The organism is Methanoculleus sp. UBA303 (genome assembly GCA_002501655.1).
Taxonomy (GTDB): Archaea; Halobacteriota; Methanomicrobia; order Methanomicrobiales; family Methanoculleaceae; genus Methanoculleus.
The window spans coordinates 73,112-96,221 of record DANY01000027.1 but is presented as its reverse complement, the minus strand read 5'-3'; the positions used below and the strand labels follow the sequence as shown (position 1 = coordinate 96,221).

At 61.3% G+C, this 23,110-nt stretch carries 21 protein-coding genes; 15 read left to right on the top strand and 6 right to left on the bottom strand.

Annotated elements, in window-relative coordinates; genetic code table 11:
- Positions 1-4: 4 nt before the first annotated feature.
- The gene (gene gmd, locus BP846_RS05950; protein ID WP_292393387.1) at positions 5-1,036 is read right to left on the bottom strand and encodes a GDP-mannose 4,6-dehydratase; all 1,032 of its coding nucleotides are present in this window, start codon (positions 1,034-1,036) and stop codon (positions 5-7) included.
- A gap of 487 nt (positions 1,037-1,523) precedes the next feature.
- Here gmd and BP846_RS05945 point away from each other — a divergent pair, with 487 nt between their 5' ends.
- From BP846_RS05945 to BP846_RS05880, 14 genes are all read left to right on the top strand, one after another.
- Positions 1,524-2,315 carry a hypothetical protein gene (locus BP846_RS05945; protein WP_292393385.1) on the top strand — a complete coding sequence of 264 codons (792 nt, stop codon included), beginning with the start codon at positions 1,524-1,526 and terminating at the stop codon, positions 2,313-2,315.
- Between the two features lie 3 nt (positions 2,316-2,318).
- The gene (locus BP846_RS05940) at positions 2,319-2,828 is read left to right on the top strand and encodes a flagellin (RefSeq protein ID WP_292393383.1); all 510 of its coding nucleotides are present in this window, start codon (positions 2,319-2,321) and stop codon (positions 2,826-2,828) included.
- 2 nt (positions 2,829-2,830) lie between these two features.
- Positions 2,831-3,304 carry a flagellar protein FlaF gene (locus tag BP846_RS05935; RefSeq protein ID WP_292393381.1) on the top strand — a complete coding sequence of 158 codons (474 nt, stop codon included), beginning with the start codon at positions 2,831-2,833 and terminating at the stop codon, positions 3,302-3,304.
- Positions 3,305-3,315: 11 nt separating this feature from the next.
- A complete protein-coding gene (locus BP846_RS05930) occupies positions 3,316-4,053 on the top strand; it encodes an ATPase domain-containing protein (RefSeq protein WP_292393379.1) in 738 nt (245 codons plus the stop codon).
- Positions 4,054-4,056: 3 nt separating this feature from the next.
- Positions 4,057-5,910, top strand: a complete 1,854-nt coding sequence (locus BP846_RS05925; RefSeq protein WP_292393377.1) for a type II/IV secretion system ATPase subunit — start codon at positions 4,057-4,059, stop codon at positions 5,908-5,910.
- 2 nt (positions 5,911-5,912) lie between these two features.
- Positions 5,913-7,511, top strand: a complete 1,599-nt coding sequence (flaJ, locus tag BP846_RS05920) for an archaellar assembly protein FlaJ (protein WP_292393375.1) — start codon at positions 5,913-5,915, stop codon at positions 7,509-7,511.
- Position 7,512: 1 nt separating this feature from the next.
- A complete protein-coding gene (locus BP846_RS05915; protein WP_292393373.1) occupies positions 7,513-8,565 on the top strand; it encodes a hypothetical protein in 1,053 nt (350 codons plus the stop codon).
- A gap of 31 nt (positions 8,566-8,596) precedes the next feature.
- Positions 8,597-9,403, top strand: coding sequence for a CheF family chemotaxis protein (locus tag BP846_RS05910; RefSeq protein WP_292393371.1), 807 nt, complete (start codon positions 8,597-8,599; stop codon positions 9,401-9,403).
- Positions 9,404-9,472: 69 nt separating this feature from the next.
- A complete protein-coding gene (locus tag BP846_RS05905) occupies positions 9,473-9,835 on the top strand; it encodes a response regulator (protein WP_292393369.1) in 363 nt (120 codons plus the stop codon).
- A 2-nt stretch (positions 9,836-9,837) separates the two neighbouring features.
- Complete coding sequence (cheB, locus tag BP846_RS05900) at positions 9,838-10,872, top strand: chemotaxis-specific protein-glutamate methyltransferase CheB (protein WP_292393367.1); 1,035 nt, start codon at positions 9,838-9,840, stop codon at positions 10,870-10,872.
- Positions 10,865-12,805, top strand: a complete 1,941-nt coding sequence (locus BP846_RS05895) for a chemotaxis protein CheA (protein WP_292393365.1) — start codon at positions 10,865-10,867, stop codon at positions 12,803-12,805. The genes cheB and BP846_RS05895 overlap by 8 nt, the downstream gene beginning before the upstream one ends.
- 12 nt (positions 12,806-12,817) lie before the next feature.
- Entirely contained in the window at positions 12,818-13,432 is a 615-nt protein-coding gene (locus BP846_RS05890) for a chemotaxis protein CheC (protein WP_292393363.1), read from the top strand.
- 17 nt (positions 13,433-13,449) lie between these two features.
- Entirely contained in the window at positions 13,450-13,941 is a 492-nt protein-coding gene (locus BP846_RS05885; protein WP_292393360.1) for a chemotaxis protein CheD, read from the top strand.
- The gene (locus BP846_RS05880) at positions 13,926-15,119 is read left to right on the top strand and encodes a hypothetical protein (RefSeq protein WP_292393358.1); all 1,194 of its coding nucleotides are present in this window, start codon (positions 13,926-13,928) and stop codon (positions 15,117-15,119) included. Before BP846_RS05885 ends, BP846_RS05880 begins: the two co-directional genes overlap by 16 nt.
- Positions 15,120-15,180: 61 nt before the next feature.
- Here the strand turns inward: BP846_RS05880 and BP846_RS05875 are convergent, their stop codons facing one another.
- The 5 genes from BP846_RS05875 to BP846_RS05855 all read right to left on the bottom strand — a co-directional run bounded on the left by BP846_RS05875 (position 15,181) and on the right by BP846_RS05855 (position 21,320).
- Entirely contained in the window at positions 15,181-16,953 is a 1,773-nt protein-coding gene (locus tag BP846_RS05875; protein ID WP_292393356.1) for a ribosome biogenesis/translation initiation ATPase RLI, read from the bottom strand.
- 6 nt (positions 16,954-16,959) lie between these two features.
- On the bottom strand, positions 16,960-17,322 hold the full coding sequence (locus BP846_RS05870) for a hypothetical protein (RefSeq protein ID WP_292393354.1): 363 nt from the start codon (positions 17,320-17,322) through the stop codon (positions 16,960-16,962).
- A 267-nt stretch (positions 17,323-17,589) separates the two neighbouring features.
- On the bottom strand, positions 17,590-18,615 hold the full coding sequence (locus BP846_RS05865) for an mRNA surveillance protein pelota (RefSeq protein WP_292393351.1): 1,026 nt from the start codon (positions 18,613-18,615) through the stop codon (positions 17,590-17,592).
- Entirely contained in the window at positions 18,612-20,510 is a 1,899-nt protein-coding gene (gene rqcH / locus BP846_RS05860; RefSeq protein ID WP_292393349.1) for a ribosome rescue protein RqcH, read from the bottom strand. Before rqcH ends, BP846_RS05865 begins: the two co-directional genes overlap by 4 nt.
- A gap of 93 nt (positions 20,511-20,603) precedes the next feature.
- A complete protein-coding gene (locus BP846_RS05855; protein WP_292393346.1) occupies positions 20,604-21,320 on the bottom strand; it encodes an FKBP-type peptidyl-prolyl cis-trans isomerase in 717 nt (238 codons plus the stop codon).
- Positions 21,321-21,557: 237 nt separating this feature from the next.
- On the opposite strand from BP846_RS05855, the gene BP846_RS05850 reads away from it, so the two are divergent.
- A complete protein-coding gene (locus BP846_RS05850; RefSeq protein ID WP_292393344.1) occupies positions 21,558-23,078 on the top strand; it encodes an AAA family ATPase in 1,521 nt (506 codons plus the stop codon).
- Positions 23,079-23,110 lie beyond the last annotated feature (32 nt).

Genomic DNA, 23,110 nt, shown 5'->3' with positions numbered 1-23,110 from the left:
GACTCTAGTCCCCCTCCCACCACCGGCCGGGGAACTTCCTCCGGAGCACCTCGTCCCCCTCCCCAATGGGGGGAAGCCCTGCCGCCCGCATGTCGGCATCGACCATGATCCGGACGAGATCAGGGAACGTCACCCGCGGTCTCCAGCCAAGATGCATACGCGCCTTCTCCGTGTCGGCGATCAGGCTCTCCACCTCGGTCGGCCGGAAGTACCGCGGATCGATCCGCACGTGCTCCTCGCAATCAAGCCCGGCGTAGGCACAGGCCATCTCAAGAAACTCCCTTACAGAATGGCTCTCCCCGGTCCCGACGACGTAGTCTTCAGGCACTTCCTGCTGGAGGATCTTCCACATGCACGCGACGTACTCCGGAGCGAACCCCCAGTCCCGCCGCGCCTCCAGGTTCCCGAGGTAGAGGCACTTCTCTTTCCCCGCAAGGATCCGGCTGATACCCCGGGTGATCTTCCTCGTCACGAACGTCTCCCCCCGGCGGGGAGACTCATGGTTGAAGAGGATGCCGTTCGCGGCGAACATGCCGTAGCCGTCGCGGTAGTTCTTCGTCATGAAGAAGGCATAGACTTTCGCACAGGCATAGGGGCTCCGCGGCTGGAAGGCGGAGGTCTCGCTCTGCGGCGGGGGGGTCGCGCCGAACATCTCGCTGCTTGAGGCCTGGTAGAACTTCATACCGTTCCCGCTCTTCCGGATCGTCTCGAGGAGCCGGGTCGTCCCGAGGCCGGTGACGTTCCCGGTATACTCGGGGGTATCGAAGCTGACCCGCACATGGCTCTGGGCCCCGAGATGGTAGACCTCGTCGGGCTTGATATTGTAGATGATATGGGAGATCTGCTCGTCATCGGAGAGGTCGCCGTAGTGGAGAAAGAGGCGTGCGCCCGCATCGTGGGGATCGGTGTAGATATGCTCAAGCCGGGCAGTGTTGAAGGTCGATGCCCGCCGGATGATCCCGTGCACCTCATAGCCCTTGTGGAGGAGGAACTCGGCGAGGTACGACCCGTCCTGCCCCGTGATGCCGGTAATCAAAGCTTTTTTTGATATAGTGCTCGCCCTCCCATCGTTAACAACTACCAGACAATTTGCATGCCGCTGATATATGAATTGTGTATTTTAAGGGAACGATTCGAAATTATAACTGGTTTGCGACGAAAATGTAGTTCACCGTTAATATCCCCTGCGACCAGGTAATGGCGGCCCTTTGAGCGGATTCCCGGCAGGAGCATGACATGGTTCCGGACGCCTGCACCGGAGCGCTCATGCGGGAATTCCCTATGGCACGGGGCTGTGATCCGGCGGCGCAGTTGCAAACCCGACAGCAACCGATCGGGAATCTATCCGGTCACCGGTGGGAAAAATCTGGAGAGCGGCCGGGGTACACCATACTGCCGCTATCAGGGGCTCTTTCTTCCTCAAACCGCACCATCATAATGTTCAGAAGACACTAAATCGTCTAGAAAACCAATATTCTCATGAACAACATTTATTAACCATGACATAAATATAATTCAATATTATGGTGGGGGTAGACCAGACTCAGATCGATAAAATACTCTCCGGCGCGTCCTCCGACGACCCGGAGGCCCGTCTCGATACCCTTGAGAAGGAGCTGGATTTCGTCAAGACTTCGATCAAGCGGCTGCTTATCGACCTCCGGGAGCGCATGAACGAACTGGACAACCCGTTCACCACCGCCGCCGCGTCGTACGCAGGGAACCGGTTCGAGCCGCCGGCTCTCGTTGCGGACGATGAGGACGCAGATAGCGAGATGCCGGCGCTCGACGCTCTCCCTGCCGTTCTCGGTGCGCCGGAGCTGCATGCGCTCCCGGAGGGCCTCGCCAGTGGGCTCTTCCCGCCCGACCTCGGAGCGGCCTATCCTCCCCCGGACGGCACACCCTCTCTCCCGGGGGCAAAACCCGCGGGAAAACTCAAGCTCCAGAAGGTCCACCGGCTCTTTGCGTGGGTGCACCAGGGGTGCTCGAAGTACGGGCACGAGCACATGACAATCATGATCGACGCCTACCGGTCGATGGACTACATCACCCAGGAGGTCTCCGACCAGATCCGCGATATCATGCGGATGGCCCCCGAGACCAGGAGAGACGTCGCGGATATCGGCCCGAACGAGTTCGTCTCGGAACTCTACGTCTTAAACCGCATCCTCGACCCCGAGGACGCCACGCTTGACCGGGACATGATCGAGGTGCTGATGCTCGCCCGCCGCCGCCAGGGGGAGCAGAGCGCCGGAACATCCTCACGGGAACAGGATGCCGGCGATACCTGGATCGAGCTCCTGGACAGGATATGATGGATGTCGAGCGAAGCCTTCACCACCGCGATGTTCCTCATCGCCGCCATCGTATCGGCCGGCGTCCTCATTAACGCAGTCTTCCCGGTGATCTACACCCTCGCAGGCACGATCTCGTCGTCCTCCCACCAGGTGGATGAACGGTTGAGTAACGATGTAAAGATCGTCACGACGTATGCCAGCGGAGGGAGCAAAGAAGCCAGAATCTGGTTAAAGAACGTCGGAACATCCAGGATATCCCCATCAGACATCGGGAAGGCCGACGTCTTCCTCGGGGCCCCGGGGAACTTCACCCGGCTCGGCCTGGTTTTACCACCAGGCACACCGGGACCAAACCAGTGGACCTACGAGATCCTTGAGGATACCCAGAAGAACAACAACTGGGACCCCGGCGAGACCCTCTACATTCGGGGCTATAGCGACGCCATCCCAAAGACAGGTGAGGTCGTCTACATCCAGTTCGTCCTCTCCACGGGACTCTCACGGTCGACCACCTTCACCGCAGGTACATAACCATGAGTGCAGGACCCCTCGTCGCATCCGGGATCGGCATCCTCCTCCTGGTCGCCACCGCTTACATCCTGGTCGGCGGCACCCTCGCAACTACGGAAGTGGTCGTCGAAGCGCAGAGCAACCTCGTCATGTATCAGGAAGCCAGGATGCGGACGGCGATCGAGATCCAGAACACGACAATCGTCGACAACCAGACCCTCTCTGTCGACGTGAAGAACACCGGGAGCGAACCGATCGTCGATATCCCGTTGATCGACGTCTACATCGACATCGGGAACGCTCCGGTCTATGTCCCCTACAAGAAGGAGGGTGTGAACTACTGGAACGATACGGGGATAGACCCGGACCATATTCACCCCGGCGAGCTTGACCCCGGCGAAACCCTCACCCTCTCGATCACCCACGAGAAAGACGCAAAACCCATCTGGGTCCAGGTCGTCACCCCAAACGGGGTCCCGAGTTCCGTATACCTATGAGGAGAACAGGAATGGCCACGAGCGAAGACAGCAGCATTACCGAGTTACCCGATCGGACGATCCTCTCGACCGGGAACTCCGAACTCGACAAGAAGCTCGCCGACGGCCTCCCCTTGAGTTCCCTCAACCTCATCGAGGGCGAGAACGACACCGGAAAGAGCGTGCTGACCCAGCAGATTGTCTGGGGCGCCCTGAAGCAGGGGTTCAACGTCGACCTCTTCTCGACCGAGAACACGAGCAAGAGTTTCCTCTCCCAGATGGAGTCGATGAGCCTTGATGTCTCCGACTACTTCGCCTGGGGCTACCTCCGGGTCTTTCCCATGCACGTCGTCGGGTTCGAGTGGACAAAAGAGAAGATGCAGGGGACGCTCGAACGGATGATCCACTACATGGAGCAGAGCAGAGCAGACGTGATCGTCATCGACTCGCTCACCCTCTTCACCGAGTACGCCAAACAGGATACCGTCCTCACGTTCTTCACGAACTGCAAGAACCTCGTCGACCACGGCAAGACCATCCTGATCACCCTGCACACCTACGCCTTCGTCGAGGACTCCCTCGTCCGTATCCGCTCGATCTGCGACGCCCACCTCTTCATGAAGAAAGCACTCGTCGGCGGCAAGTATGTCATGATGCTCGAGGTCGTCAAGGTCCGCGGCGCACGAAAGACCACAGGAAACATCATCAGTTTCGAGGTCCACCCCGGGTACGGCATCAAGATCATCCCCGTCTCAATCGCGAAGGTGTGAGGTATGGGATCGGCTCTGGAAGCAACGGTGATCCTCCCCTTCGAACCCGAGTTCATCGACGAGGGGAACGACTGCTACAACAACGTCGAGTCCTGCGCCCTCTACCGTATGCTCCCGGCAAACGCGAAAGACTACGTCAAAGAGAGCCCTCACCTCCTCGAGTACCTCCACATCCTGCCGGTCAACACCGTCGGGATCCCGCTCTTCCTCTCGGAGCTGAAACGGGACTTAAAATCGATGGAGAACCCGAACATCATATACCCGGTCAACGAGACGACGTTCATCCACATCTTCCCTGACCCAAACGACGTCCGGAACTGGTACATACCGATCGAACCCGCGTTCCTCCACTCCGTAAAAGAGATCCTCCCGGTGATCGAGGAGAAGCTGATCGATATGATCGACGCCCTCGAAGAGGAGCCGGTGACCGAGCAGGCGCGTATCGATGTGCTCCGAAACTTCATCCAGCAGTTAGTGTACATCAAGCAGCCGGACGAGGTGATCGACGAGTCTCTGCTCGCCGGCGGGACGGCAAAAGACATCAAGGGTCGGATCAAGACCTTCCTCACCTCCGAGGTCGGTGCGCCGGCAAAGCCGCAGGCATCCGGCCATCCCGCGCTCGCCGACGGACGGCTCATCCTCTCGCAGCAGGAGTACAAGGCGCTCGAATACATGATGATCCGCGACAAGATCGAGATGGGGACACTCAAACCCTTCCTCTCCGACCGGTATATCGAGGATATCACCTGCAACGGCGTCGGGCCGATCTTCATCGAGCACAAGATATTCAAAGGCTTAAAATCGGTCGTCGGGTTCCAGGACTCAGTGGAACTCGACAACTTCGTCATCAAACTCGCCGAACGGATCAAGCGGCCGCTGACCTACAGGAGCCCCATCGTGGACGCGACCCTCCCCGACGGCTCGCGTATCAACATCGTCTACGGGACCGAGATCAGCAAACACGGCAGCAACTTCACCATCCGTAAGGTGAACGAGGTCCCCCTGAGCATCCTGCAGGTGATCGAGAGCGGGGCATGCAACTACATGATGGCTGCCTACCTCTGGATCTGCCTCGAGTACGGCATGTCGATGTTCGTCTCCGGCGAGACCGCGAGCGGCAAGACGACGACCTTGAACGCCCTCACCACGTTCCTCCCGCCCGAGAACAAGATCGTCACCATCGAGGATACCCCGGAACTGACGGTCCCCCACCGGAACTGGACCCGCGAGGTCGCGAAAGCCAAGGGGAAGGGCGAGGGCGAAGGCTCAGAGATCACGATGTTCGACCTCTTGAAAGCCGCCCTCCGTCAGCGCCCGAACCAGATCCTGGTCGGTGAGATCCGCGGCGTGGAAGGGTCCGTCGCGTTCTCCGCGATGCAGACCGGCCACCCGGTGATGAGCACCTTCCACGCCGCATCCGTCGAGAAACTGATCCAGCGTCTCTGCGGCGACCCGATCAACATACCAAAGACCTACGTCGACAACTTGAATCTGGTCATCATCCAGAGCGCCGTGAAACTCCCCCATGGGGGGACCGTCCGGCGGATGCTCAGCGTCAACGAACTCGTGGGCTACGACCCCGAGACCCAGGGGTTCTCTTTCATGGCGGCGTTCGTCTGGGACCCTGCGACCGACTCCTTCACCTTCACCGGCAGGGGGAGCAGTTACCTCCTTGAGAACAAGATCGCAACGATGCTCGGCATCCCCGAGAACCGCAGGTCCGATATTTACAACGAGATTGATAAGCGTGCCAGCATTCTTGAGAGGCTCCATAAGGCCGGGTATACCCAGTTCTGGGACCTCTTCCACATGACCACGAAGATCAAGAAGCAGGGCCTGCTCACCATCGAGGTGTGACGTTGTTCGAGGGCGTGACCGAGCGGCTGCGAGAGGCAAACCAGGGGAAGATGCCGTTTGAGGAGCAGATCGAGTACCTCACCGACCTCCGGTCCTCCATCCTCGAGAACAAGAAGATGGAGCAGGACCTGCTCCTCATGTACACCTACATGGCCGCGATCACCACGTCGGCCGTGACCCGGCCCGAGATCTTCCAGTACACATCCGAGCGGTTCGAGTATGTCCCGTCGCGCTACATAGCAAAGGTGCAGCGCCTGGTCGCCGGGTGGGGCCACAGTTACGCCGGGGCGCTCCGGGCTATCGCTGAGAGGTGCCGGAACAAAACCCTCCAGAGCATGCTCAACCGCTACGCAAACTCGATCGACTCCGGCGTCCCGGACGACGACTTCATCGCCACGGAACTCTCAAGCATCCGGAGCATCTATCGAAACACGTTCGAGCAGGGGATCGAGCTCCTGAAGAAGTGGGGCGACGCCTACATTGCGATGCTCCTCTCGGGAGCACTCGTCGCCATCATCATCATGATATCGGTGGCGATCTACGCTCCCGACGGAATCGATTCAGCGCTGAACTCCTCCTACGCGATCATCCTCGCGATATCGATCTTCGGCCTCACGATCATGTACCGGGCCGTCCCCGACGATCCCCGGACGCACGGGCTTGCCGGGGTCTGCTCGAAGGAGCAGGGCATCATCAGGAGACTGGAACGCCTGGTCGTGCCGATCGTCGCCGCAATCACGCTTCTGCTCATTCTCATCGGCGTCAACGCCGGCATCATCTTCCTGCTCGCCGGCCTCCTCCTGATGCCGCTCGGGGTCATCGGCTACATCGACGACGCCAACGTCGTCAACCGTGACAACGATTTCGCCACGTTCATACGGAGCCTCGGGTCGGTGATGGGCGGCAAGGGCATCACCACCGGGGACGCGCTTCAGGAAGTGGACAGAAGATCACTCCCCTACCTGGAGCCGTTCATCGACTCGGTCTCGTCGAAGCTGAACCTCGGGCTCGATGAGGCCAGGAGCTGGACGAAGTTCATCGGGGAGACCGGCAGTTACCTGATCTACAAGTACATGAACATCTTCCGCGACGCCGTGGCCCTCGGCGGGTCCCCGGACCAGATAGGAAAGATCGTCGGTTCGTCGATGCTCGAGCAGGTGCTGCTCCGGAGGAAGCGCGATATGATGGTGAAAGGGTTTGTCGTCCTGCTCATCCCGATGCACGGGGCGATGATCGGCATCTTCGTCTTCCTCTTCGAGATCCTCCTCACCATGTCCCGTGCAGTGACAGAGGTGATGAACCACTTTGCAGAGACCTCGGCCGCACTCTCGGGAGGTGCGTCCACGATCGGCAGTACCATGGGATCATCGTTAAACATCTTCGCAAACTTCCCGGAAGATACGATGCGAGCCTACGTGGTGACGATCCTCTTAATGCTGACCGTTGCAAACATGCTTGCAGGAAAGATTGTCATGGGCGGTGACCGGTACCTGTACTACTTCTTTGCAAGCCTGCTCTCTGTGACCACCGGCGTCATATACATCGTTGCACCGATGCTTGTGAGCATATTCTTTACCATCCCAACAGTTGTGGGGGTGTAATGTGAGAGAAAACCTGCGTCGTCCGCTGCTGTTCCTGATCACCGTCGGTACAGGCTCCCTGATCATCCTTGTCGATGCCCCGGTCGAGGTCATCGTCGCGGGCACCGTCCTCGCGGGATTTCTCGCGCTCATCATCACCGGGGCGCTCGATCTTGCGGACCTGAAACCCTCACGGCTCCGCAGAGCGCTCCGGGAGCGGCCGAAGGCTCCGGAGACGAAAAAACCGGATGCCGCGGCAAAGAAACCGTCCCTCATCCGGAAACTCGCACCCGCCGGGATCAGCCTGCCCGGCATGCTCGGGACCCTCACGGCATCGATCCGGGAGACGATCGCGCATGCCCGCGCCCCCGAAGGCGAGAAGAAGAACCGGATCGAGAGTATCGACGCCATGCTCGACCAGGCGGTCGACGGCGCGGCCCCCGGTCAGCCCGAAGCACACACGACCGATCCCCTTGCCTCGCTTGCGGATCTCGACCTCGACTCGCTCGCGGACCTCGACCTCGATGGCGATCTCCCCGGCCCCGGGACGGCATTTGAGCCCGACCAGATCTCTCCCCTCTCCGGGGAAGAGGCAGACGCCGTATCGGAGATCCTCAAGGCGCACCAGAGCGACCTTGACGGCCCTGACTTCACCGGCGGACCCGCCGCGACCCTCCCTTCGATAGCCGCCGGTGCTCCGGGACTGCCGGGGGGCGGCGGCATGCCGGATATGAGCGCCCTGAGCGAGGAACTCTCCGAACTCGACGGCCTGGACCTTGATGATATCGAGATCGAGGGCGAGGAGGAAGAGGTCGACGCGGGAGAGCCCGGCCCGGGTGAGGTGACCCCTGAGGAGCCGGAGGAGGAGCTGGAAGAAGACTTCGATATGGTTTCTTTCGCATCCGGCGGCACGGTCGACGACGACCTGATCACCGCGATCAAGGCAGACACAAAGAAGAAGAAGTTTGTGGAGGACGTCAGCCTGATCCGCGAGTTGAAAGGAGAAAAATACGGCGCGAAAGATCTTGCAGCGGAGCTTGAGGGGATCCTCGCGGCGATGAGATCACAACGATGATGGTCTCCTATGGGATAAAGGTAGAGAGAAGATGAAATCAGTTCCAGTAAAGGTCGAGCACGGAGGCAAATGGGTCCCGACGACATTGGGTATCGGTGAGGACCGTATCCGGATCGATGCTCCCCTCGACTGCGAGATCCCCTACAAGTCCGTGGTCGATCTCGAGGAGAAGAAGAACCAGGTGGTGATCACCGCCGGTGCGGAGGGAGAACTGGTCTACCGCATCGCATCGGTGGAGAAGGTCCTCTCGGTCTTAAAAAAGTTCATCATCATCCAGTGCAGCGCCTACCGGTTGAACGCCTTCTTCATGTCGCCCGCAGTCCGCGGGGGGGTGCTCGTCCAGGACGCCAAATGGGAGAAAGGGGCGATCGCCGTCCTGAAGACCGGCATCTGGTTCGTCAGCCAGGAGAGCCAGGTCTGCATCCCCATCGAGGATGTGGCCGGCATCGAACTCACATCCCGGGAGATCCAGGAGAAGAATCTCGATGTCGTGAAGATCGACCACCTCGGCGAGAATGAGGTCGTGACAAGTTTCGTCCTCTGCCCGATGACGACGCTCCAGGTCCTCTACAACTTCCTCAGGGAGGCAACGCATGACTCTGAGGTCAGCGAGGAGATTGACCCCCTGACCGGGCAGGTGGCCATGCTGGTCTACAGCGGTATGGATTCGAGTGCCATCGAGAACATGCTCAAACTCTCGCATAAAGACCTCGACGCCATCTACGAGCGGCTCCTCGGCACGGGGCTTGCCGAGGTGCTTCACGTCAGAAAAGAAGTACAATTGACCGCGAAAGGTGTCCGGTACATCTCTAACGCAATGAAATCCCCAACAAATTAATAATATTATTTTTTCAGAATAAGAAAGCCTATATAGCGCATTCTCCAAATAGACATTGAGTGGTGTTCGATGGGGAGAATCCTGATCGTCGATGATACAATGTTTATGAGGACGCTACTGAAGAATATTCTCTTCTCCGGCGGGCACGATATCGTCGGTGAGGCGGCCGACGGGGCGGAAGCTGTTGCCAGGTACCAGGAACTCAGGCCCGACCTCGTCACGATGGACGTTGTCATGCCGAAGGTGAACGGGATCGAGGCGCTCAAGGCCATCAAGGCCGCCGATCCGGCGGCAAAGGTCATCATGTGCACGGCGGTCGGCCAGGAGCAGATGGTCAAACTCGCCGTCAAGAGCGGGGCGAGAGGCTACATCGTCAAACCGTTCCAGGCTCCAAAGGTTCTCGAAGAAGTCAAGAACGTCCTCAGTGCGTGACTATGATACGGGTTCTGATCGTCGACGACTCGCTCTTCATCCGGACGATTCTCCGGGATCTCCTCAAAGACAGCCCGGATATAGAGGTCGTCGGGACGGCGGTCAACGGTATCGACGCCCTCGGAAAGATTGCGGAACTCAGGCCTGACGTCATCACCCTCGATATCGAGATGCCCCGGATGAACGGCCTTGGAGTGCTTGAAGCGCTTCAAGGGAAGAGCGTGGGGCCGAAGGTGATCGTCTTAAGCACGCTGACGTCACGGCAGGCCGACATGACCCACCAGGCGCTCCGCCTCGGGGCGGACGACTTCATGCTCAAACCAAGGGACGTCCCGAACGTCAGGGGTATCGAGCGGGAACTCATCCAGAAGATCAGAAACCTCGTCTCGCTCCCGGCGGTCGTGCGATCGCCTGAGCCCCAAAAGAGCGAGGCCGATACGGTTGTGCTGATAGGCTCGTCGGCCGGAGGGCCGCCGATGCTTGATTCGCTCCTCTCCGCACTCCCCGCAGACCTCCCTGCAGCGGTCGTCATAACCCAGCATATGCCCGAGGGGTTCACCGCATCGCTCGCCGAGCGCCTGAACCGGATCTCCCCTCTCCCGGTGAAAGAGACCGCGAACGGCGATACCCTGCAGACCGGCTCGGTCCTGGTCTCAAAGGCCGGCTACCACACCGTGATCTCGGGGGTCTATGCAGGCGCCGGGAGAACCCATGGGCGGGTCGTCCACTCGACCGCCCCTCCCCTGCATGCGGTCCGGCCTGCCGTCGACACGACCTTCACCTCCGCAGCGCGCGTCTTTGGTCCGCGCACCGTCTCCGTGATCCTCTCGGGGATGGGGAGCGACGGCGGCGAAGGGACTCTCGCGGTGAAGACCGCGGGCGGCACCACGATGGTCTGCGCTGAAGAGGACTGCCTCGTATACGGCATGGCGCGGTCTGCTCTCGCCCGGGACTGTGTCGACAGGGTGGTCCCGCTCAGGAATATTGCGCGTGAGATCGGGAGGGCCGTCAGCCGGCTTGAGGTCAACCATGTTTGATGAAGAGGTATACCGGAAGCTGTTTGTTGAGGAATCAAGGGAGAATCATGAGGCCATCGTGAACAATCTCCTTGCTCTGGAGAGCGGGGAAGACCAGCAGACCGCCATCGATGAGATCTTCCGGTCTGCCCATACGCTCAAGGGGATGTCCGCATCGATGGGCTTTGATGCGATGGAGAACCTCTGTCACTCGATGGAAGACATCTTCTCGCTCATCCGGAGCGGCCGGCGGGAGGTGACCGCATCGCTCACCGACCTCCTCCTCACCTGCACCGACACGATCGAGGGGATGCTGGATTCTATCGAGGCAGGAGGAGTTCCGTCGGACGAGGAGTCCGCGAGCCTGGTGCAGGAACTCCGGGCGTTTACGGAAGAAGAAGTGCTCCCGGATGAGCAGGAGCCATCCGGAGTGGTGGTCCCTGCCGAAGCGGCAGGAGAGGCCGACGGCCGTCCGCTCTATACGCTCTCGGTCGCTGTCGACCCGTCCTGCACCATGAAGGACATCCGGGCCATGCTCCTCCTGCAGAACCTGGAGGATATCGGGACGATCATCTCGACAACCCCCTCGCGGGATCTCATCGAGGACGGGAGGTTCGACGGGTCGTTTGAGATCCTCATCGAGAGCGAGGCAGGGGAGGATGCGCTCAGGACCGTCGCCTCCGGCACCGAGATATCACTTCTCGGGATATCCTCTCCGGCATCACCGCCAGTGGCGGAGACAGCCCGGAAACCTGAACCGGCCCCGAAACAGGAGACCGAAACGCCACATGTGCCGAGGGCGGCAAAGAGCGAGAAGAGCCGGGAGATCAAGAACATCCGTGTCGATATAGAGCGGCTCGACAGGATGATGAACCTGGTCGAGGACCTGGTGATCAATCGCGGACGGCTCGAGCAGATCGCAAAGAAGCACGGCATCAAGGAGTTTGACGAGGCGCTCTCCATGGTCGGCCGTTCGGTCTCCGACCTCCAGAACCTCATGATGGGGATCCGGATGATGCCGCTCGAGCGTATCTTCAACCGCCTCCCCCGGGTCGTGCGGGACGTGGCGAACCACGATGGCAAAGAGGTCGAACTCGTCATCGAGGGCGGCGAGACCGAGCTCGACAGGAGTATGATGGACGGCCTCTCCGACCCGCTCCTGCACATCATCCGGAACGCCGTGAACCACGGCATCGAGACCCCGGAGATCCGTGAAGCCAACGGAAAACCGCGGAAAGGGTTGCTCCGGCTGACGGCGCGGAGGGATAAGGATAACGTCGTCATCGAGATCGAGGACGACGGTGCCGGCATCGATCCCGGGAGGCTCCGGGAGAAGGCGGTCAGCAGAGGCGCCATGACACCCGAGGCGGCGGCGGCCGCAACGCGAGACGACCTCATCAACCTGCTCTTCGAGCCCGGGTTCAGCACGGCCGAGGCGATCACCGATATCAGCGGCAGGGGCGTCGGGCTCGACGTGGTCAAAAAAACAATAACGTCGCTCAAGGGAACGATCAAGATCGAATCCGAGTTAGGAAGAGGAACAAAGTTCGAGCTGGTGCTGCCCCCGACGATGGCGATCATCGACGTCATGATGGTGCATATCAACGGAGGACGGTGCGCTATCCCGATCAGCAACGTCGTCGAGGTGGCACAGATCAGAACGGACGCGATCCACCGGATCGGGAACAGTGAAGCGATCCTGCTCCGCGACCAGATCCTCCCCATGCACCGCCTGGAGGATATGTTCGGCCGGGCACAGAGGAGCGATACGCTGGTTGTGCTGCAGAATAGCGGCAAAAGATGCTGTATCGTCGTCGATACCGTGGACGGTCAGCAGGAGGTGGTGGTGAAACCGCTCTCCCGACTTGCCGGCAACTGCCGCGGGATCAGCGGGATCACCATTCCGGGGGACGGCGACGTTGTGCCGGTCCTCGACGTAAACACAATGATTTAAGTGAGGTATTTCATGGAATTGGACCCGATTCAGATAGACGCGCTGGCGGAGTTTGGCAACATCGGTGCAGCGCATGCGGCGACAACTCTCTCACAGATGCTGATGAGCCCGATTGAGATGACGGTGCCGGAAGTGCAGGCCATCGATATCGCTGATATGCATAACTACATAGGTAGCGAGGTATCGGCCGTGGTCGTCTTCCAGATCCAGGGAGAGGTCGCGGACGGAGGGTATATCGTCGTCAGCATGCCCCGGGAGACCGTCATCCAGCTGACGAACCAGATGCTCGGCACCACCGATTCCGACCGCGAGCTCAACGATATGGACCGGAGCGCCGCAATCGAGATCGGGAACATCATGATATCGGCGTTCCTCGATGCGACCGCCGAGCTTCTGGGCATCGTCATGCTGCCGTCCCCCCCGGCGCTGGCTATCGACATGGAGCATGCGGCCTTTGAGTCCATCGTCGCGCAGGTGGCCGGCGACGTGAACGACGTCCTGATCTTCAACACCGAGCTCACGAGCGAGGCGCCGCCCGTCTACGGGAGCATATACATGCTCCCGAACCCGGAGCTCATGCAACAGTTATTCCTTATGCTGGAACGCCTGATGATGCCGCTCTCGTAACCGATCTCCGGGATACTATGGAGAACAATTTCTTTGGAGAGGAGACGGCTATTATCCTGGGTCTTGGTGAACTCAGGGTCGGAACGTGCCCGATGGGGACGATCGGGCTCGGTTCCTGCATCGCGCTCATCCTGCACGACCAGAGGCGGTCTCTTGGGGGGCTTGCCCACATCATGCTCCCGGAAAGCCACGGAAACACCGACCGTCCCGGCAAGTTTGCGGACACCGCCACGAGCGCCCTCCTCGATGGGATGGAGAGGCTCGGGAGCACGAAATTCTCGATCACCGCAACCGTCGTCGGCGGTGCGAGCATGTTTGAGTTCTCGGCGACCTCCTTGAATATCGGCGAGAGAAACGCTGCCGCCGTGAAAGACTTGCTCCACGAACTGGGCATCAGGATCGAGCATGAGGAGACCGGCGGCAAGGTTGGGCGGTCCGTGTACTACTGGCCGGAGGGGAAGGGCCGCCTCATCATCAAGAGGGCGGACGGGACATGCACCGCGCTCTGATCCTCTCCGTCGCTCTGCTCTTCCTCCTCATCTCTCCATCCCCGGCTATCTCCATCGATGTGCCCGACTTTGATACGGGGATCGCATCCGCCGGGGTGACGGACGCGATCAACGGTCGGCACGGGGACGTCATATTTGCGACCGACAGCGGCATCTCGATGTATACGGCAAACGGCACCTGGCACTCGGTCAATGCAAGGCACCCGGGGGAGACGGCCTACGGACTGCTCGCGCCCCTTGATACCATGGTGTCCGCGATCGCCCTCGACGCGAGGGGCCACCTCTGGATAGGCTACCCGAACGGACTGCAGATCGGGGATGGGAAAGGATACCGGGCCATACAGGACCAGCAGTTCCTCAAGAACCGCAACATCGGCTGCATAGCGCGGTGGGGGGACGATATGTGGGTTGCCACCGGGCGGGCGGGCCTCCACCGCTACCATGACGGTGCCTGGACGTGGTATAAGCCGCTCGGGCCCGAAGGTCTCGGGTGCTACACCGTCGTGAGCATGGCGGTCGATGCCGCGAGCGATGCGCTCGTCATCGGGTCCGAGCACGACGGCATCCGGGTGCTCAAGAACAGGACCGGAGAGGTCCGATTCGAGCAGGTAACCCGCGAAGGCGAGCCGGTCCGGGGGGTCTCCGCGGTGCGGGTCGATCCGTTCGGCGGCGTCTACCTCTTCAACCGCACGGCGGTCCTCCACTACACACCGGACGGGGGGGTCACGGCGGTCCTCGACGCCGGTGACCTGAGCGCGTTCCCGGTCGCCATCAACGATATTGCGGCAACGCCCGAAGGAACGCTCCTTATCGCCTCCGATAACGGCATATACGGCTGGAACTCGTCGGGGTTCACCCTGCATATCACCTCCGGCGACGGTATTCGCGCAAACGTTGTCAAGAAACTCTTCATCGATGCCGACGGGCGGTGCTGGTTCGTTGTCCCCGGAAACGTGGGCTACATCCCGCCGATGACGGGGCCGGCTACCCTCGACCTGAAAGCCGTTCCCGTGCAGGTGCCATACGAACCGGAGGTCACGGTCAACGTCTCCAGCGAGACCCCGACGCCGGATATCCCCGCCGGCGAGCCCGCCGGGATACCAGAGATGCTTTCTGGAGCGTGGGCGTCCTTTGCGGAATGGATCGGCGGGGTGGGCGCCCGGCTGACCGGGGCCTGAGGTCGCGGAGTGGGGAGGGAGCATGCCCGCCAGAAAAATGGGAACTATCTCCCGGTGCCGCTCAGGACTTCGATATATCCGCGTAGTAGTATTCCCCGGCCGCGACCTGCTCCCGGTCCAGGAACGACCCGGGCTTGTTGATCCGCGGCCGCCCGCTCTTGTCCCGCCGGAAGGTGATCCCGAGCGCTTTTAAGAACCGGTTCATGCCCGCCGCCATATCGAACGGTCCTGTGGCCTTACCGTGCAGACCCGGCTCTCCCTCGAAGACAAGGATCCGGTCGCTGATCATATCGATCAGGTAGATGTCGTGGTCGATCACGAGCGTGCTCGCGGCGTGCCCCTCGGCATGCTTCCGGATCATACGGGATATCTTCACCCGCTGCTCCACGTCGAGGTGCGCGCTCGGTTCATCCAGTATGTAGAGGTCGGCGTCGCGTGAGAGGCAGACAGCGATCGCCACCCGCTGCAGCTCGCCGCCGGAGAGCGTGTTCACCGGCGCCTGGAGGAGCTGCGAAAGAGAGAGGGGCTCTAAGATCTCGTGCTGGTAGAACGACGTGTTGAACTTCGTCGTCGTCTGCCGGAGGACCTCCTCGACACTCGCCGCCGAGTCCCCTTTGAGATACTGCGGCTTGTAGGAGATCCGCACCCGGGTGTCCATCGACCCGGTGTCGGGGGGGAGCACCCCGGCGAGGAGCCCGGCGAACGTGCTCTTCCCGATGCCGTTCGCCCCAAGGACCCCGAGGACTTCGCCGCTCCGGATCTCCCCGCCGCCGACGGAGAGCGAGAACTGCGCAAACTGCTTTGTCATCGCCGGAAACGCGAGCAGCACCTCCCGATTCGCCTCAGCGGCATGCGCCCGGATATCAAACGTCACCGGGTAATCCCTGAACCTGACATTCTCTTCCGGGAGGAAGCCTTCCAGGTACTGGTTGATCCCCACCCGGACGCCCTTCGGGTAGGTGATGACACCGAAGACCGCCGGTTCTCCGTAGGCAATATGCACGGTGTCGGCAAGCATATCGAGGATGGCGAGGTCATGCTCGACGATCACGACCGGCCGCTCCTGGGCGAGTTCCCGGATCAGGTCTGCAGCGGCCATCCGCTGGTAAACGTCGAGGTAGGGCGTGATCTCGTCGAGGAAGTAGAAGTCGGCATCCCGCGCAAGGCACGCGGCGATCGCCACCCGTTGCAGCTCGCCGCCGGAGAGGTTCGCGATCGGCCGGTCGATGACCGCACGGAGCGATAGCCGGTCGATGTAGTAGTCGAGTCTGCCGCGCTCGTCGGTGGTCGCGAGGAGGTCGCGCACCGACCCGGAGAAGACCTTCGGGATCTGGTCGATGTACTGCGGCTTTGTGGCGACCTTCATGTTCTTCTGCGAGAGCAACTGGAGGTAGTCGAAGAGTTCGGTCCCCTGGTAGAGGTCGAGAACTTCCTTCCAGGAGACAGCGGCCTCGGTCCTCCCCAGGTTCGGGACCAGCGTGCCCGAGAGGATCTTCACCGACGTGCTCTTGCCGATACCGTTCGGCCCGAGGACGCCGGTGACCTTCCCCTCGACGGGGATCGGGAGACCGTAGAGGACAAACCCGTTCTGGCCGTAGCGATGGGTCGGCTGGTCGAGTTGTTCAGGGAGGTTGACGATATCGAGGGCCTCGAACGGGCACTTCTTCACGCAGATACCGCAGCCCACGCAGAGCTCCTCGGATATGACGACTTTCTGGTCTTCGCCGATGACGACGGTCTCGTCACCGGTCCGGACACGCGGGCAGTAGAGGATACACTCGGTGCCGCACTTGACGGGGTGACACCGATCACGGTGTACAACAGCAATACGCATGGGAGATCACAGAACGGTGGTGGTTAAGAGGATGGTCCAGGTCATGAACCAGAGCGCAAACGTCATGAAACTCTGGTAGAACCAGTCTTTGCCGGTCAGCTCCATGTAGTCGATCCCAAGGAGCATAAAGACGTACTTCTGGAAGACGACGCCCGCCGCGAGAAGGAGCAGGCCGATGATGGCGTTCGCCTGGAGCCCGCTCACCGGGTCCGGGGTGCCGGAGAGGTAGAACGAGAGTCCTCCGACCAGAATGCCCATGAAGCAGGCTACAAGTGTCCGTTTTATCCGACCTCTGTGCTCGACCTGTTTCTCGGCACGTGTCCGCGGCCGTGTCTTATCAACCTCGGCGGCTACCGCATTATCGCTCATCGTGACACCAGTGTTACGCCATTCCTGGAAAGGAGGTCGCCCGGGGACGACGGCCCGGTAAAGAACAAGCTCCCGGCCACCCTCCGGATCGACGGAATTACTACATAATAGGGTCTTCTCCGCTTATAAAGGTAGGTACCTCCCGCCCTGTGGAATCGATTCTCCTGCGGATCGGCGGTGGATTTGTGACAATTCTTTACGCGCGGCCTTACGGGAGGGCAGTGCTGTCGGGAGAGCACGGTCCGCACCTCACCCGGCGCCCGGGTATCACTCGATCTTATACCGCAGAAGGGCCGCAGCGCCCCCGAGGGCCGCCAGGCGTTCTCCGGGTTCGAACTCAGTGCTCAGCACCACGACCGATGCGTTGACGTGCTCGGCCCGCTCGATGACGGCCGTAGCCTCTTCGTCCCGGAGCAGGGTGTCGGAGACCAGCACCGTCTCCGCCGCGCCGTAGGCAATCGCTTTCCGGACCTCGCCGATACCGTAGGCGACGGCCCCTTCGGTCGCGATCCGGAGAAGGACTTCGTCCATCAGCCTGACTTCCCGTGCAAGGTGGAGGTCGCCGAGCAGCCGCTCGAGGATTCCCTGCCCGATCACCTCCTGCACGGCGCCCCGCCCAATACGCCGCGTCTCGACGACGACCATCCTTCCTGCGAGGTCGTCCACGTGGGCTCTCGCATAATCCGCAAACTCGTCCTTCACGAACCCCGGGCCCGCGACGACGAGAGGCCCCGTAACCGCGGCGAGCACATCAAGCGTCTTCTCGAAGAGCACCGAGCGGGTGCCGGCCTCCGCACCCTTGCTGCTCCCGGCCGTGACGGTGGTCACCCACTCCGGGCCGAACTGACGCAGGCGGTAGACCTGCGCCTCCCCCTCCTCGACGCTCACGACGTGGACAACGCCGTATGCGGAGGCATCGACGGCCCGCTGTATCCGTTCGCAGTCGACAGGCCGCCACTCCCTGATGACCGATAGCTCGAACCCCGGCTCGACGTTGAGGGTGTGATGTGCGGTGACATCCACACCGCTCTCGATGACCCCGCCGATGCGGAGGCGGTTCGTATGCTGGTGGAACTCCACCTTCTCGACCCGGATCCCGAGCCGGAACGGCCGCTTCTCCACCTTCTCCGGCCGGAGCTTATCGGTTGCCGCCTCCACGCTCCGGAAGGTCGTCGCGAAGACGAGGTCTCCTGGTCCAACCAGGTGCGAGAGGTGCCAGATGTCGTCGAGCGTCTCCGGAAAGAGGCGTATCTCCCCGAACCGTTTCCTCAGTTCCCGAACTTCAGCCTTCATGGTTCAACGATATCAGAGCCTCCCGGGGGGACGAATGCGGCGACTGCCTCGGTGTTTAAGGCGTTCTTGAGCCCTTTCCACTCGTCCTCCGAGAGTTTCTCCCTGAGTGCCCGGACAACCTTCTTTGCGGTGTCGTTGGGCTCATACTGCCCGGGCCGGAGTTCTACCCGTGCTTTCGTGCGCCCGGTGACGGCTCCGGGCGGGCCGCCGATGACGGCGACCTCGGGCGCCATCTGGAGGCCGATCGCCACACCGAGAGGGACGTTCCTGAAGTACTGCCGCTCTCCACGGACAATGAAGGCGCCCCGGGCCACGTACTCGCCGGACTCCGGTGTCTTGCTCACCTGGTCGGGGCGGGCGGCATAGACGTCCGCCGTGAAATGCCCGGCTTTCCAGGCGTTGGAGTAGGATGCGGCGAACTGAACGGCTTCATCCAGGTGTTCGGTCGTGCCCTTCACGATGACGACGCTCCCCCCGTGGACGTCGGCGTGGACGAAGAGATCCCCCCCCTCCATGTACTTCTTGACGAGTTCCTCGTTCTGGGAGGCGTCCCGGCCGCCGATGACGAGGACGCCGTCCGTGGTGGTGAACCAGCGGAACCGGTGATACCACCGTTTCTTCTGGAGGGCAAGGTTCTGTCTCCGCCGGGGCTTCTCGGCGATCATCCGCTCCATGGCCGAGCGTGCGCCCGTCTTCTTCTTCTTGAACTTCTTGATCAGGTCGTAGTAGCGGCCGATGTTCTGCTCGATCGTCTCGTGGACAAAGACCTTCACCCGCTCCTCTCCGAGGTCGAGCTCCACCGCCGCCTCAGCCGGATGGACCGCACGGACCATCTTTGCCGCCGCATTCCCACCGTTCGATTTGAGGATCTGCTCGATCTCCTGCCATGATCGGCTTTTGCTCGCTTCGTCGAGCGTCGTTATGATCCCGGTGACGGGAGCGTAGTTCTCGTAGAGCACCTCCACAACCCGTTCATACCGCTCAATCTTCTTATCAAACCCCTTGATCGCCTCCGCCTGGCGCCGGCGGATCACCTCCTCCTGGGAGAGGCGGGGTTTTTCGGCGGCGGCCTCTTCCTTCTCGCCCGTCACCTTCGGGTAGAACGCATCCAGGGCCTCACTGAACGTCGCAAACCGCTCGCGGACCTCCTCGCCGGCAAGCACAACCGGCCAGCATCCGGACGGCGTTATCACCGGCTCCCGGCACCTCGCGACATCGGTCATCAGGCGGTCAAAGGCGTCCCGGACCGCCGCCGCGTCCACCTCGGCGGCGGCGGCGCTCTTCTCGACGCCCGCTATCCGGCAGACCTCTTCGGCATACGCGCCGCCGAGCATACACCCGACGGCGAGCGTCCTGACGATGTCGCGGTCGGACCCGGCGAGCATCTTCTGAAACTCAACGGAAGAGAGAGCCGAGCAGTCGGTCCCGTCGAAGGCGTAGACTGCGCCCGGGACCACCTCCCGGGTCTTGAACCGGTGATGCCAGAGGGGCTTGATGATCGTATACCCTTCGTCGCAGAGGACCGCGTTTCCTTCGTCGAAGAGTTCGAAGATGAGATGGTAGGTCGTATCCCTCTTCCCGACATCGATGCAGAGAGTACGCTCGATCCCGGGCTGGCGGATGCCGAGCACCTTCCCGCCGTCGAGGTGCTTGCGGAGCAGCATAGCAAAACTCGGCGGGTTCTTCGGCGGTACGGGGAACTCTGTGGTGAAGTGAGCACGCCGTCCCGTCTCCACGAGCAACAGATATTTTGCCCGATCTTCCCCGTTTAACCTGATACCGAGGGTCTTCGCGTCGAACTGGTAGATCTTGCCGACCCAGAGCGGGAGACGATCGGCAGCCTCCGCCACCAGCGCCCGGAGATCGACACCGCTCATTCCCTGTAGTGTCGCCATTGATTCCAGAATACATTCGGCCCGGTACCTAAAGAAGAGTACTGCCGGCGGGAAACGTTCTTCAAAAAAGGCAACAATGGAGAGCGAGGAGGATTACTCCTCAAGCTCTTCCTCAATCTCAGGGATCTCGGGCGCATCCTCCGGCTTGACCGGGCGCGATATCGTCTCCTTCATGACGATGTCTGCGATATCGGGGTAGTATTCAAAGATCTCGCGGACGAGGGTGCCCCGCCAGACCATCCAGCGCCGGTCGTATGCGATCGCGGGCGGAAGCGCCAGTTCGACCGTCCCGTCGACGATGCTGATGCCGATGTCGGTCCGGCCCGAGAAGAGCTTGATGAGTCCCTGGATCTGCTCTACCGGGTCCTCGACCTTCTCGAGGATCGCGTAGGAGTAGTTCAGGGTCTTCCCGGCAAGCGGGTGGTTGAAGTCGACGACCGCACGCTTTCCTATGACATCGACAACGACGCCCTCGCGGCCCTCAACCTCGATCCTTGTTCCCCGCTTCGGTTTCTCGCGGAACTGCGTGGTCGCGACGGACTTCATACCCTCATCATCGTGCTCCCCGAACGCCTTCTCGGGCGGGACATCGACCTCTCCCTCGGCACCTACCTCCTTTCCGATGAGCTCGTCCTCAAGGCCGATGATGACGTGGTGGCTCCCCAGGCGGATGGTGACAGGACCGTACTCTGCCCGCGGGTTGTAGATCCCCTCTTCCTTTGCGTTCTCCTCATCTGTTGTATCGAAGATATTCTCACCGGCGCGGCCGGTGTATCTGAGCCTGATAAAATCTCCTTCCTGAAGTGCCATGCCATTCTCCTTGGATAGCAGATCCATTACGGCTCCGGTACGCCTTCCGTACCGGCACGCCGCATGCCTGCATCTCGTTGTTCTAATTTATTTGGATGGAATGGTATTTATAGTATTTACAGAAGGGCGGCGGGCAAGGACTCCTGCAGAAGGCCGGCGGGTGTGGGCAACCTGGCCGTAGCCATACGTTTTCAGGGAGGCACCCCGCCAAAACGTTGAAATACACCTGGCCCGATCGTGCCGGGCAGTATCATGGACGAGGTGCAGCAGCAGGCAGAGGGCGTCTCGTATGCCCCCTCTCCCCCGGAGGAGTTCTGCGGCAGAGAGGAGGAGCGCGAGCGACTCTCGGCCATCCTCTCGCGGACAGGGGAGCGCGGGCAGGCAGTGATGATCTCCGGCCCGCCCGGCATCGGAAAGAGTTCACTCTTAACCTGGCTCGCATACGAGGTCCAGGAACGTCCCGGCGGGATGCAGTCTCCCGTCCTCAGGGGGGAGATCTTCGATCTCCCCGGGATGATCTTCTCGGCGTTCCGGGAACTGCAGAAAGACCTGCACAACCACGCCACGTCCGGCAGGTTTGGGGATATCCTCGGGAGCGAAGGCATGCAGGAGGCAATCCGGTATGCCGACGACGTGCTCGCGAAGTACGCCGCCCCGGTGGAGCCGGTCGGCCTGCTCTCAAAGACCGGCGAGGAGATCATCGGCATCTTCGCCCGGTCACCTGAGGTCGGGTATGACCGGGTGCGCCAGGCGTTTGGGGAACTGCTCTGGGAACTCGGGAGGCTTATGGCCGGGACCGGCCGTATCGCAGCAGTCCTGCTCGACGACGTCCATCTCGCCTCGAGCCTTGACCGACGCCTCCTCCGGGATACCGTGCACGACCTCCCCCCCGGCATCCTCCTCGCCTTCACCTGCCGGACAGAGGATGGGGCTGGCTCCGGGTACGCGACGATGCAGGAAGAGATCCGGGATCTCGGCTCTCCTGAAGTGCCACTCCCGGGGATGCGCGCCCATGAGATCCGGGAGATGGCGAAGAGGCGATTCGATCTCTCCGTCGGCGACGGAGCCGCCGGCATGCTCGAAGAGGCTTCGGGCGACCCGTTCAGTCTCATGGCCTGCTTCAACACCCTGCGCCACCGGGGGCTCGCACCCTCCCCCGAGAACATAACGGACGTGCTCGCCGGAGCCGGGGAGCCGGCAGGACTTGCTTTTGCTGTGCTCGACGAGCCCGGGAAGGCATGGGCGGAGGAACTCTGCGTCTTAAACCCCCCCTTTGCGGTCCCGGTCATGGCCTGCATGCTAAAACTCCAGGGGATGAGTGTTGCGCTAATTACGGATCGGATGCAGGAGAGCGGCATATTCCGGAGGCTCCCCGGCGGTGAGTACGCCTTCGCCCATCCCCTCCTGCAGGAGCACTGCAGGCGTGAACTCTCCACTGGTGCGCGGACAGCGCTCAATGCTCGTGCGGCCGACTGCTTCGAACGCACCATGCACCGCCTCTCCGGCAGACTGCACGTCCTCCTCTCGCTTGCCTGCCACTTCTTCAACGCGCAGGAGTATGGGAAGGCCGCGGACCTGAACCTGGAACTGGGGCTCCGGTTCTACCACCGTGAGGATTACGATACGGCACTGGTGCTGACACAGCGGGCGGTCACCTCTGCCGAGCATATCGGGGATGACGCCCTCCTCGCCGCTGCACGGCAGCAGAGGGATCTTATCCGGCAGAAGATAGCCGGCCCGGTCGAGGCCGTGCGGTGAGGGTTTATCATCGCTTGAAAGAGAGATCTGAC